At 62.7% G+C, this 12,120-nt stretch carries 10 protein-coding genes; 1 reads left to right on the top strand and 9 read right to left on the bottom strand.

What is annotated here, in order from left to right; genetic code table 11:
• Positions 1-70: 70 nt before the first annotated feature.
• Both msbA and ACK1U9_RS20625 read right to left on the bottom strand, forming a co-directional pair.
• A complete protein-coding gene (gene msbA / locus ACK1U9_RS20630; RefSeq protein WP_085599762.1) occupies positions 71-1,879 on the bottom strand; it encodes a lipid A export permease/ATP-binding protein MsbA in 1,809 nt (602 codons plus the stop codon).
• Between the two features lie 15 nt (positions 1,880-1,894).
• Positions 1,895-3,070, bottom strand: a complete 1,176-nt coding sequence (locus ACK1U9_RS20625; protein ID WP_085599764.1) for an O-antigen ligase family protein — start codon at positions 3,068-3,070, stop codon at positions 1,895-1,897.
• 101 nt (positions 3,071-3,171) lie between these two features.
• Here ACK1U9_RS20625 and ACK1U9_RS20620 point away from each other — a divergent pair, with 101 nt between their 5' ends.
• A complete protein-coding gene (locus ACK1U9_RS20620; protein WP_108480765.1) occupies positions 3,172-3,777 on the top strand; it encodes a toluene tolerance protein in 606 nt (201 codons plus the stop codon).
• A 3-nt stretch (positions 3,778-3,780) separates the two neighbouring features.
• Here the strand turns inward: ACK1U9_RS20620 and ACK1U9_RS20615 are convergent, their stop codons facing one another.
• The 7 genes from ACK1U9_RS20615 to ACK1U9_RS20585 all read right to left on the bottom strand — a co-directional run bounded on the left by ACK1U9_RS20615 (position 3,781) and on the right by ACK1U9_RS20585 (position 11,922).
• Positions 3,781-4,872: a glycosyltransferase gene (locus ACK1U9_RS20615; RefSeq protein ID WP_046613371.1), complete on the bottom strand. Its 1,092-nt coding sequence runs from the start codon at positions 4,870-4,872 to the stop codon at positions 3,781-3,783.
• A gap of 37 nt (positions 4,873-4,909) precedes the next feature.
• Complete coding sequence (locus ACK1U9_RS20610) at positions 4,910-5,683, bottom strand: glycosyltransferase family 2 protein (RefSeq protein ID WP_108480766.1); 774 nt, start codon at positions 5,681-5,683, stop codon at positions 4,910-4,912.
• Positions 5,684-5,748: 65 nt separating this feature from the next.
• Positions 5,749-6,705 carry a glycosyltransferase family protein gene (locus ACK1U9_RS20605; protein WP_046613374.1) on the bottom strand — a complete coding sequence of 319 codons (957 nt, stop codon included), beginning with the start codon at positions 6,703-6,705 and terminating at the stop codon, positions 5,749-5,751.
• Positions 6,706-6,754: 49 nt separating this feature from the next.
• Positions 6,755-8,158 (bottom strand): PIG-L deacetylase family protein, encoded by a 1,404-nt coding sequence (locus ACK1U9_RS20600; protein WP_085599770.1) that lies wholly within the window; start codon positions 8,156-8,158, stop codon positions 6,755-6,757.
• Positions 8,155-9,051: an antimicrobial resistance protein Mig-14 gene (locus ACK1U9_RS20595; protein WP_196174397.1), complete on the bottom strand. Its 897-nt coding sequence runs from the start codon at positions 9,049-9,051 to the stop codon at positions 8,155-8,157. The genes ACK1U9_RS20600 and ACK1U9_RS20595 overlap by 4 nt, the downstream gene beginning before the upstream one ends.
• Positions 9,051-10,181: a glycosyltransferase gene (locus tag ACK1U9_RS20590; RefSeq protein WP_196174395.1), complete on the bottom strand. Its 1,131-nt coding sequence runs from the start codon at positions 10,179-10,181 to the stop codon at positions 9,051-9,053. Before ACK1U9_RS20590 ends, ACK1U9_RS20595 begins: the two co-directional genes overlap by 1 nt.
• A complete protein-coding gene (locus ACK1U9_RS20585) occupies positions 10,165-11,922 on the bottom strand; it encodes a carbamoyltransferase family protein (protein ID WP_013974482.1) in 1,758 nt (585 codons plus the stop codon). The genes ACK1U9_RS20590 and ACK1U9_RS20585 overlap by 17 nt, the downstream gene beginning before the upstream one ends.
• Between the last annotated feature and the right edge of the window lie 198 nt (positions 11,923-12,120).

Here is a 12,120-nt window from a genome sequence, read left to right as displayed (position 1 = left end):
TTTATGGCCAGATCACCCCAGGAAAATTCCCGTGACAATGGGGGCCGCAATGGCCCCGATCAACGAGGGTTCAGGTGATATCGGCCTTGGCCGGCTCATCCAGCCCCATGGCATGCAGGCGGGCATAATGGCCATTGGCCGCAAGCAGCTCGGCATGGGTGCCGCGCTCGACAAGGCGCCCTTGGTCCATGACCAAGATCTGGTCGGCCTTTTCGATGGTCGACAGGCGGTGGGCGATCACCAGCGTTGTACGGCCCTGCATCACATGGTCCAGGGCAGCCTGGATATGCCGCTCGGACTCGGTATCCAGCGCCGAGGTGGCCTCGTCGAGGATCAGCAGAGGCGCGTTCTTCAGCAGTGCCCGGGCGATGGCCAGGCGCTGGCGCTGGCCGCCGGAGAGCAGCACGCCGTTTTCACCCACTTCGGTATCGAAGCCTTTTGGCAGCCGGTCGATGAACTCCTTGGCGTAGGCATCAGCCGCAGCGGCTTCTATGTCGGCGCGGGGGGCGCCGGCCAGGTCGCCATAGGCGATGTTGTTGGCCACGGTATCGTTGAACAGGGTGACATGCTGGGTCACCTGCGAAACATGGCGGCGCAGGTTGCGCAGGCGATAGTTCTCTATCTCCACGCCATCGAGCAGGATCTGTCCCTGGTCGTGGTGATAGAAGCGCGGGATAAGCGCTGCCAGAGTCGACTTGCCGCTGCCAGAGCGGCCGACCAGTGCAATCATCTGCCCTGGCTCGGCGACGAAGCTGATATCGCTCAGCACTTCACGCTCGGTACCTGGGTAGGTGAAGCTCAGGTTGCGCACTTCCAGGCGCCCTTCCACCCGCTCCTTCTCGACGGTACCGCTGTCCACTTCAGGTGCTTCGTCCAGTTGCTCGAAGATGCTCTCGGCACCGGCCAGGCCCTTCTGGATGGTCGAGCTGACTTCCGAAAGCTGACGAATCGGCTTTGGCAACAGGCCGGCGGCCGTAATGTAAGCCACCAGATCACCGGCAGTGGAATCACCGCGCAGGAACAGCACCAGGAACATCAGCGCGGCCATGGCGGTGTAGATCACCAGTTGCAGCATCGGCGTGTACAGCGAGCCGGTCTTGGTCATTTGCAGCTGCTTGTCGGTGTTGCTCTGGCTGGCCTTGCCGAAACGCTGCTCTTCGTAGGCCTCACCGCCAAAGCTGCGCACCACGCGGTAGCCCTGGATAGTTTCCGAGGCAACGTGGGTGACGTCGCCCATGGCCACCTGGATCTTCTTGCTCTGCTTGCGGAATTTCTTGCTGGCGACGCTGACCATCACTGCGATCACTGGCAGGATGGCGACCATCACCAGCGTCAGGTGCCAGTTCATCCACAGCAGGTAGCCGAACAGGAAAACCACGGTCAGGCCTTCTCGGATCACCACCTTGATCGCATCGGTGGCGGCACCGGTGACCATGGTCACGTTGAAGGTGATGCGCGAAATCAGGTGCCCGGAGTTGTGGTTGTCGAAGTAGCGGTTAGGCAGCACCAGCAGCTTGTTGAAGAGTTCCACACGCAGGTCGTGCACCAGGCACAGGGAAACCTTGGCCAGGAAATAGTTGCCGAGGAACGAACCCAGGCCCTGCCACGCGGCGATCAGGATGATCAGCAGCGGTACAGCCTGCAGCAGTTGCAGGTCGCGCAGGTAGGGGACGTTGGGGAACAACACTGCTTCAGGGTTGCTCAGCCCATCAACGAAATACTTCAGAATCCCGGCCAGCATCGGCTGGGTCGAAGCAAAGATCACGAAACCGATGATGCTCAGCAGGAAAATGCCGACATAGGGTTTCACATAGCTCAGCAGCCGGAAGTAGATCTTCAGGCTGGAGGTGTGTTCCGCCGGTCGCGGTGTTTCGGCCATTATCAAGCTCGCTGTTCAGGTTGAACCGGAAATTTTACCACAGGCATCATTTTCGGCACTCCCCCATGGCAGCAACATGGCCAGGCCCACTGGCAGCCAGCTGATGAACCATTCGGCACGTGGCGTACCGGTGAGGCTGGCGGCATCGAACTGCATGGCCAGGGTGGAGTACACCCAGAAACCGAGCAGGATCTTGCCGAACAACGTGCCACGTGCGCGGACGATTTCGCCGAAGGTGTACAGCCACACCATGACCCACAGCAGCATCCCGGGCAGGCCCATCTCCACTGCGATGTGAGTGAACATGTTGTGGGTGTGGTCGAAGTGCTTGCCCACTGCACTCACGTCGTAGGCAGCACCCAAACCAAGGCCGGTCCAGGGATGTGCGGCGATCATGTCGACTACGGCATGGAATATTTCCGGTCGGTAGGACGAGCCGCGCTTGGCGATCAGGTCGTAAACAAAATAGAAGGCCAGACAGGTGGCGATGGCCGCCAGCACGGCAAACACCCGGCTGTGGCGGTCACGGAACCACAACGGGGCCAGGATCACGGTGAGCACCAGGGCCAGGATTGCCCCACGGCTCTGGCTGAGCATGGCAAACAACCCCAAGCACACCAGCGCCACCAGCCACAACAACTGCAGGGCACGTTGCCGCGGCGGCTCGTAAAGCAGGAAAAGCACGGCTGCACCGATGACATAGGCACCCAGGATCGGGTGCGATATTTCGCCGATGCCCTCCAGGCGGGCCAGCAAAGGCATGCCCAGCACGCCGTAGAAATGGATGACCGAAACCATCGCGGCAACGGCCAGCAAGGCACTTCCGGCCAGCAGCAGCTGACGTATGCGGACCTGGCCAAGCTGGCCCAGCAGCGGGAACGCCAGCAGGAACACCAGGATGTAGAGCAGGCGCTTGGCCTCGCGCCCCGGGTTTTCCGCGGCCGACCAGACAAGACTGAGCCCGCTCCACGCCAGCAGCAACAACACACTCCCCCACAAGGCCGGCTGACGCCGCCAGGCCTGCACTATTACTTGCCTTGCGGACCACGCCATTACCAGCGTCGGCAACCACAGGAACAGCACCAGACCTTGTTGATAGACCTTGTTGCTCGGTGCCAGGGCGATAGCTGCCAGAAACCAGACCAGGCCAAACCCCAACCAGGCTCGCGCCCAGTTTTTTTGATACAACATCCTTTCCCCCGATGAATCAAAGACACCATCCAATGGTGCTACAACATTATTTTCGGCATTATTGCCGGTCATTCCGTTCGCCCGACGACAAGGCTCTATTCATGCAATGCTCCCGGCTCCCCCAGGTCGACTTCGATCAGCTGACAAAAGGCGCACAGGTGCTTGAGGCAGATAGCCATGGCGCCAAAGTCTACCTGCTCGCGGATGGTAATTTCCTCAAGGTTTTTCGTAGGAAGCGGCTGATTTCATCTGCACTGCTGCGCCCGTACTCACAGCGCTTCGTCGACAACGCCGCACGCCTTGCACAATTGGGCATCCCCACCCTGAAGGTTATCAGCCAGCACAAGCTCGACCTGCCAGGGCGTACCGCCGTGCTGTACCGCCCGCTGCCAGGGCGCACCTTGTTGCAGATGTCGCGCGATGAAGGTTTCAGCTGGGGGGCCTACCTGCCGCGCCTGATCGAACTGATCCGCCAACTGCATCGCAGCGGCGTGTACTTCCGCTCGTTGCACCTGGGTAATGTGGTGGTCACCCCCGACCAGCAGCTGGGCCTGATCGACGTGGCCGACATGCGCTTCCTGCGCCCGCCGCTGTCGGCGCGCATGATTCGGCGCAATGTGCAGCATATGGTGCGCTACATCGAGCGGGAGAACCTGGGCGACCGCTTCCCCCTTGCCGCCTTCGAGGCAGCCCTGCTGGCGCGCTGAGCGTCAACTGCGCAGCAGGCTCTGCGAGCCGCTGCAGAATGCCTGCCAGGCTTGCTCCGGGGCCAGCGCCTGGCGTTGCCGGGCGGCTACCGCCGGGGCACTGAGCGCCGCACATCGCTCGATAGCCTCGGCCCAGGCATTTTCATTGGCAATGGGCAGGTAGCCACCGGTGTCCTGCAACTGCTCGCGGAACACCTGCAGGTCGCTGCACACCACCGGCACGTCGGCCATGACCGCCTCCTGCACCACCAGCCCCAGGCCTTCGGAGCGCGAAGGCACCAATAGCCAGTCGAATGCCCGGTACAACTGCTGCAGGTCGTCGCGGTGACCGCTCAGGTGAACACGCCCGGCCAAGCCCAGCGCGTCGATACGAGCCTGCAGCACCGCACGCAGAGGCCCTTCGCCAATGATTGCCAATTGCAGGCCCGACTGGCGCGCACTGGCCTTGGCGAACGCCTCGATCAACATCTCGAAACCTTTGCTCTCCACCAGTCGCCCGACCGCGCCCAGCATGACCCCGGCCACCTGTTGCAACTGCAGGGCCTGCCTGGCCGCATCCCGGCTCAACAACGGCTCGGCGAACGCCAGCGGGTCAAGGGCCATGCGCAAGGTCTGCACCGGCCTGCCAAGATCGTGTTCGAGTGATGTGGCAAGCGTCTGCGAAACGGCGGCGATGCTCAGCCGCTCGGCCGGGAACATACGCAGCAGGCGAACGTCACCGGCACTCAGGCGCGTCTTGCCGTGAAACAGCACCTTGGCACGCAACTGCGGAACCTGCTGCAACAACGGCAACACCAATCGCGCCACACCGACACCATCGAGCAGCACGACTTCAGCCTGGGCCTCGTTCAGCGCCTTGCGCAAGCGCATACGCAACCATGGGCGCAACAGGCGCCAGAAGTGCCGCCCTTTCAGCGCCCGTGACGGCATATGCCACTCCCGGGTCGAGCCAAGCCCACAGCAGAGGCCGCTACCCAGCAGCAACCAGTTACTGATCCGGGCATCGGCACCCGCGTGCGACAGTACCTGCCGATGTACCTTGTGGATGGACATGTACGGCGTTCCACCCGCCCACATCATATTGACTATGTTCATGGGCCCTCTCCCGCTCATGTCAGGTGGGACAGCGACTTCATTGAACAAAAATGGTGATTCCCATGCCGATCACGACACCCGCCACCAGCGTCAATGCCAACTTTATCCGATCACGTCTACGACGTTTGGCCTTGCGCTCCACTTCGATGGGCAAGGTCACGTGATTACCAAATCCAGTGTGCAATACTGCATCACCCTCCAAGGTGACCGCTGTCAGGTTTAACTCAGCATAGCGTCGGGAAAGTGCCTTTTCTCCAGCATAGGCGGCAAATGGTGCGCAACGCTGGTAATCGCTCAAACGACGCAGCCCCGGGTTGAGCGAGAACGCCTGCCACTCGGCCTTGTCGGACAGCAGCGGGTAGCAAGGCACCCCGGCGATCACCTGGCGATCACCCAGACGGATGTAAGGGCTGTGGATGGCCAGGTCATGGGCATGACTGCGCAGCCACACCTGCAACAGGTCGGGGCTGACCTCCAGTATGGCCCGGGAGTCTTCGACGAAGCCCTGGCGATAGAAGTGCCAGTCGTCCTCGCAGTGAAAGATGTAGGGCGTCTTGACGTGGCTGTAGGCCAGGTCGATAGACGGAAGCTGGCCCAGTTTTGGCCGGTTGACGAACACCTTGCAGTGGGGTTTCCAGTGCTCAGGCACAGCGGCATGCACGGCATCGTCACCGGAGTCTTCGGTGATGAACACTTCGCGAATGGGCGCGGTATTGTAGCGATCGAAACTCTCAAGGGTATCTTTGAGCAGATCAAACCGCCCACAACTGGTCACGACGAGCGTGACGTCACTCTCATTTGAAAAGCGCACCGGACTCCCTCCGCATTGCGACTATCGACTTCAACGCCCTTTCCTCAGGCGCGAAAGTTCTTATGTTAGATGCCCAGCCTCAGGCGCAGCCGCTGCCATGCAGACAACGGCGGATGGGGCCTGAGCGCCGGGCGCATGTGGTCGACGATGCTACGTCCAACTGCGCCGAAACTGAAACGGGAAACCGCCAGGTGGCGGCCATTTTCTGCAATCTGCCGCGCCAGTTCAGGGTCCGCACGCAAAAGGCGGAGCTTCTCCTGAAGGGTCGGGATGCAGTCATAGAACACCACGTTGTGCATGTCCTGCAGGCCCAGCGCGCGGTTCTCTTCCTCGCCCTGGTCATACGCCAACAGCACACAGCCACAGGCCATGGCTTCGAAATTCTTGATCATGTATTCGCCCATGCCAACGTCGGCACTGACGAAGAAGCGGATCCGGTTGAGCGTATTGCAGTAGTCTTCACCCGACTTGGTCCGGGTGACCACCAGGTTCTCGACGCGGCCCAGCTCGTCCAGCAATGCCTTGCGGCCGCTGTAGGCCACGCTGTTGGTACTGCCGACGAAGGCCAGTTCGATATCGCGCTCACGCCCCTGGTCGGCCAGCAACTGCTCGTCGTAACCCTTGGGCACGAACACGGCGTCGAAACCTTCCTGGCGCAGGCGCTCGCTGACCATATAGCCGGAGCTGATCACCCGCGCCCAGGGCAACTTGCGGTAATGGGCGCTGAACTTGCCGGTGTACTTGCACGGGATGTAGTTCTGGTAGGCATCATGCTCGAGGATGACCAGGTTCGGCACGGTACGGATGAACGCCGCCTGACGGATTTCCTGCTTGAAACGCAGGAAGAAGACAATGCGGTCATAGCGCTCGACCTGCACTTCACGCTTGAAATAGCGGCGCAGGTTGCGCTGGTCTTCGCTGGTCAGCCAGCGCAGGTCGCACTCGCAGTTGGCCGCGACGCCATCGTACAGGCGATCAAGAATCGCCCGCTGTTCCTTCTGCACCAGAAATAGGACTTTCATTGCGTTCCTTGGGCGCTCTGCGCCATCGCGGTCAACCATGGGGGCGCGGCTACAACTCACGCCGCCAGAACAGTTCATGTCGGCGCACGGCCTTGCGGAAGAATTCGTTCTCGCCGTAAGGCGACGGCCGCCGCCCGGCCAGCCAGCGCTGCAACAAGCGACGCAGCCGGCGCTTGAACGGCGCCGGTGGCTGCAGGTCGTGCATCATGCCCAGGGCCATGGCCTTGTCGCGCTGGGTTGCCACGTCCAGTACCAGACTGCAAGGTGCCCACGCCTGAGCGGCGCTCAGCTGCGGTGGCAAGGCCACGCCATCACCACTGTCGCCCATCGGCCAGCGGTCGTTGTCGTGCAGGTGATTGGCGTAGCACAGCAGGGTTTGCGGCTGCCAGGCCAGGCCTTGCAAGGCTTCCAGCACCGCTGCCTGGGCACATATATGGTCGGGGTGCGGGTCGAGCTGCGGGTGCGGCATAACCAGCACCTCTGGCCTGGCCATTTCCAGCAAGGCCCGCAGATCGGCCAGCAGGTTGCGCCAGGTCGGCGCGCCATCGCCGTCGGCCGGCAGCGGGAATGGGTTGAACCGGCGGAAGACGCGAATGTCGGCGAGGTCGGCCTCGCGAGAAGCGGCCGGCTGGTCGGGCGCAGCCTGCATGGCAGGCAGTTGCAGGCAGAAGTAGCCCAGCTGCACGCAACGCGATTCCGCCACACCGGCCCAGCGTGGCACGGCGATACTGTCCCAGGCCCGCAGGCGGCCCTTAAGGCGTGCGGCTTCGGCCTTTGCCAGTCCCATCTTCTGATAGTGTTCGGCCTCGATCTCACCTGCGGTCAGCGTCACTACCCAGGTTTCGTCGGCCTGGCTGTAGAGCCCGTAAGCGGCCAGTTCGGCGTCATCGGCATGCGGCGCGATCACCATCACTCGACGCCGTTGCAGCTCGACCGCCGGGGTTATCCACAAGCGCGGCCGGCCCAACAGCCCACAATGCCGGCCACGCAGGCGCAACGCGCCTGCCTCCAGAGGTGCGGCGAGGCCGGTCAGATTGAGGAAGCGCACGCCATCGACGCCGCGCTCGAAGGTTTGCCGGTCGGCCTGCTCGCCAGCCACCAGCTCGACCTGCGGGTCGAGGAAGCGCCCCAGCCAGCTGCTTTTTACCCGCAGCTCGAGGATCAGGGTGTCGTTGCCCTGCAGCGTGCATTCAGCCTTGAGCAGGCCGCCGCTCAGGGTGGCAGGAACCTCCAGGGTCTGCTCGCCGAATTCGTACGCGTAGTCCTCGCCTGGCGCATAGAACAGGTGGTCGGCAAACCAGGCTTCATGGGCCGCCCACAGCAGCGGCAACAGCAGAAGTGGCAACCACCACCAGCTGAACACCCCTACGGTCACCAGCGCGGCCAGGCCCACCAGCAGGCCCAGGCGCTTGTTGCGCCGGTGGCGCTTGAGCAACTGCTGCTTGCGACTCACGCCTGATACACCGGTACGGGGTTGCACCAGCGGTCCTTGTACTCGCGGTCGGCACGGCCGAACGAGAACCGCAGCGGCTTGTTGCGCGCACGGGCGTCCTCCCAGGCGGCCTGGGTATTGAGGAAGCTCAGCACGCTGCCGGGACTGAAGGCTTTGGTTTCAGGGTCGACACCGCCATTGATGTACTCGACGCTGATCCATTCCGGCGCTTCGACACGGTATACCAGCTGGATGGCGATCGGCTTGCCGTCCAACAGCAGCACCGAGCCGATCAGCAGCTCGCGCAGGCGCTCCAACACCTCGGCCATGCGCTCGGCGCCGGTGGCAGGGAAGCCCCAGCGGCGACGGAACAGGTCGCAGTACATGCTGGCGATTTCCTGCGCGCTGAAGTCGCTGATCGGGCGCACCACACCGCCCGCCTCTTCCAGCAGGCGCAGTTCGCGGCGCTGGTTGTAGCGGAACTTCTTCGACAGGTCTTCGTGGGCGCGGGCCATGGCCAGCTGTTCCTTCTGTGCCTTGAGGCCACTGAAGCGGCCTTGGTTCAGTTCGGACAGGTAGCGCGCGGCATGGCGCAACGGCGCAGCGGCATCGGCGGCCGCCGCCAGGATGATTTCGGCGTTGCCCAGGTCGAACAGAGCCTTTTTCCCGGCACGCTTGAGCACATCCTTGGACAGCGCAAGGTGGCGCCCCCAGGTGGGGATGGCGGCCTTCAGCTCGCCGGCCTGGTGCCAGCCCAGATAACGCACCGGGATCTGTGCCAGGTCCGCCAACTGCTCGACCACCAAAGGATGAGTGGCGACACTGCCACCAAAGCGGGCCCATGCCTCGGCGTAGGCCTTGGCGTCGATAACTTGCCAACCGCGCTCACGGAAGGCCTGGATACGGTTGAGCATCAGGCCTGCCCCACCAGCACACGGACTTGCGGCAGCTGCCAGAAGGCCTCGCGCACCGCCTGGTCGGAAAAGCGTTCACGCAGGCGCTGCAGCATGTGCCCGGCACAGGCCTGGCGCTGCTGCCCATCGAGCATAGCCATGTGCTTCAGGCCCTGAGCCAGTTGCCCCGCATCACCCAGCGGAAACAGTACGCCAACACCCTCGACCACTTCACGGGCACCGCCACAGGCCGTGGCCAGTACCGGTACACCGGCCACCATGGCTTCGAGCAGGACCATGCCGAAGGGCTCATGGTCGGAGCTCAGCGCAAATACGTCGAACGCCTGGAAGTAACGGCGCGCATCCGGCACCTGGCCAAGGAAGTCCACTTGCCCGGCAATGCCCAGCTCGGCAGCCTGGGCCTTGAGCCTGGTTTCCAGGCGCCCCTTGCCGAGAATCGCCAGGCGAGCGCCGGCTGGCAGCCCCGGTAGGGCTTCGGCAAAGCCACGCAGCAGGGTGGCCTGGTCTTTGTCCGGGTGCAGGCGCCCTACGTTACCGACAATCCACGCCTGCGCATCCAGGCCCAAGGCCTGACGGGCCTCGGCGCGTGGCACCAGGGCCGCTTGCAGGGCGTCAATGTCGATGCGGTTGTACAGGGTCTGGATACGCTCTGCCGGCCACTGCGGCAAGCAGCGGCGCATGTCGTCACGCACTGCGTCCGACACGCCCAGCAAGCTCAGGCGCTTGCTGAACAGGTTGGCGAAGATGCGTCGCCCCTTGCGCTCGTAGTCACCGAAAGCGTGGTGCACGCCGATCACCGGCAAGCCGGTGCCCAGCAACGCCACGTAGATCGGCTTGAAGCGATGGGCAATGCAGAAGGCGAAATTGCGCTCGGCCGCGATCCGCCGCAATGCGCGGATGGCGCCGAGTTTCAGGCCGCGCACGGCCTTGGAGCTGAACTCCAGGAACAGCACCTCGTCCGACGCACAGCCAGCCGCTACCTGCGGGTCGGCAGCGCCGGTGAGGAACACCGTGGTGACCTGGTAGCCACGCCCATGGAACAGGCTGGCGTATTGACGGGCGCAGTCCAGGAACGGCCCGTCATAGCCATGGCAGAACTGCAGAATACGCGGCTCAGAGCGGCTGGTCATACGGGGCCGCGCCGTCCTTCACAACCAGGATGTCTTCCATGATCAGGTACTGCAGGTCCGAGCCGAAGAACATGTTCAAGGCGTCGGTCGGCGAGCAGATCATCGGTTCACCACGGCGGTTCAGCGAGGTGTTCAGCGACACGCCGTTGCCGGTCAGGTCTTCCAGCGCCTTCATCATGTCGTAGTAGCGCGGGTTGTACTCGCGCTTGAGCACCTGGGCACGCGAAGTGCCATCCTCGTGGACCACTTCCGGCACGCGGGTCTTCCACTCTTCAGCCACTTCGAAGGTAAAGGTCATGAATGGCGCCGGGTGGTCGACCTTGATCATTTGCGGGGCGACGGTGTCGAGCATCGACGGGCAGAAAGGTCTCCAGCGTTCGCGGAACTTGATCTGCTCGTTGATGCGGTCGGCTACGCCCGGCACGCTCGGGCAACCGATGATCGAACGGCCGCCCAGGGCACGAGGGCCGAACTCCATGCGGCCCTGGAACCAGGCCACCGGATTGCCGTCGACCATGATTTTGGCGATGCGCTGCGGCATGTCGTCGAGTTTTCGCCACTTCGGCGCGTTCGGGTGACGGGCACAGGCGGCAATCACATCTTCGTTGGAGTACGAAGGGCCGAGGTAGACGTGTTCCATCTTCTCGACCGGCACGCCACGGGCGTGGGAAACGTAGGCGGCAGCACCCACGGCGGTACCGGCGTCACCGGAGGCCGGCTGCACGAACAGCTCTTTCAGGTCTGGGCGGGCGATGATCTTCTGGTTGAGCTTGACGTTCAGCGCGCAACCGCCGGCAAAGGCCAGCTTGCCGGTTTCACGCAGGACGTCACCCAGGTAGTGATCGATCATCTGCAGAGCGATCTTCTCGAACAGCGCCTGCATGCTGGCCGCGTAATGGATGTACGGCTCGTCGGCGATGTCGCCTTCACGCTTGGGGCCCAGCCATTCGATCAGCTTCGGCGAGAAGTAGAAGCCCTTGCCCTTCTCTTTATAGCGGCGCAGGCCGATGACGTTGGCGTATTCGGTGTTGATCACCAGCTCGCCGTTTTCGAAGCTGGCCAGGCGCGAGAAGTCATACTTGCTCGCGTCGCCATACGGCGCCATGCCCATGACCTTGAACTCGCCATCGAGCATCTCGAAGCCGAGGAATTCGGTGATTGCGCCGTACAGACCGCCCAGCGAGTCAGGGTCGAAGAATTCCTTGATCTTGTGGATCTTGCCGTTTTCGCCGTAGCCAAAGAAGGTGGTGGCGTATTCGCCCTTGCCGTCAATGCCGAGGATTGCGGTTTTTTCCTTGAAGCCCGAGCAGTGGTAGGCACTGGAGGCGTGGGCCAGGTGGTGCTCGACCGGTTCGATCTTGACCTTTTTCGGGTCGAAGCCCAATTGCTCCAGGCACCAGACGATCTTCTTGCGGTAGCGCTTGTAGCGACGATTGCCCATCAGGATCGCGTCGAGGGCGCGGTCCGGGGCGTACCAGTAGCGCTTGGCATAGTGCCAGCGCGCCTTGCCGAACAGGCTGATCGGGGCGAACGGGATGGCTACCACGTCGACGTCGGATGGCTTGATGCCTGCCTGTTCCAGGCAGAACTTCGCCGACTCGTAGGGCATGCGGTTCTTCGCATGCTTGTCACGCACGAAGCGCTCTTCTTCGGCGGCGGCAATCAGTTTGCCGTCAATGTACAAGGCCGCGGAAGGGTCATGGCTAAGGGCGCCGGACAGGCCAAGAATCGTCAATGCCAAGGGATTAGCCTCTTCATTCGGTAGAAATGCGCCAGCGGCCTCTTGGGCGGGTGGCGGCTAAAGGGCGGGATTATAACGCAAACATGTGCGCAACGCGGCAACCTGTACTGGCCTCATCGCCGGCAAGCCAGCTTGTGTCTTGAGAGGGGATTAGAATCTGAAGTGAGAGCGGTGAATGGCAAGCTGAATGCCAGAGGT

The organism is Pseudomonas sp. XP1 (assembly GCF_053557675.1).
Note: the sequence above shows the minus strand (reverse complement) of the source record. Positions and strands in the feature narration are given on the sequence as shown.

Bases quoted from the DNA above. Each gene is read 5' to 3' on its own strand.
- msbA (WP_085599762.1), bottom strand. From the start codon at position 1,879: ATGGCCGAAACACCGCGACCGGCGGAACACACCTCCAGCCTGAAGATC.
- ACK1U9_RS20625 (WP_085599764.1), bottom strand. From the start codon at position 3,070: ATGTTGTATCAAAAAAACTGGGCGCGAGCCTGGTTGGGGTTTGGCCTG.
- ACK1U9_RS20620 (WP_108480765.1), top strand. From the start codon at position 3,172: ATGCAATGCTCCCGGCTCCCCCAGGTCGACTTCGATCAGCTGACAAAA.
- ACK1U9_RS20615 (WP_046613371.1), bottom strand. From the start codon at position 4,872: ATGAACATAGTCAATATGATGTGGGCGGGTGGAACGCCGTACATGTCC.
- ACK1U9_RS20605 (WP_046613374.1), bottom strand. From the start codon at position 6,705: ATGAAAGTCCTATTTCTGGTGCAGAAGGAACAGCGGGCGATTCTTGAT.
- ACK1U9_RS20595 (WP_196174397.1), bottom strand. From the start codon at position 9,051: ATGCTCAACCGTATCCAGGCCTTCCGTGAGCGCGGTTGGCAAGTTATC.
- ACK1U9_RS20590 (WP_196174395.1), bottom strand. From the start codon at position 10,181: ATGACCAGCCGCTCTGAGCCGCGTATTCTGCAGTTCTGCCATGGCTAT.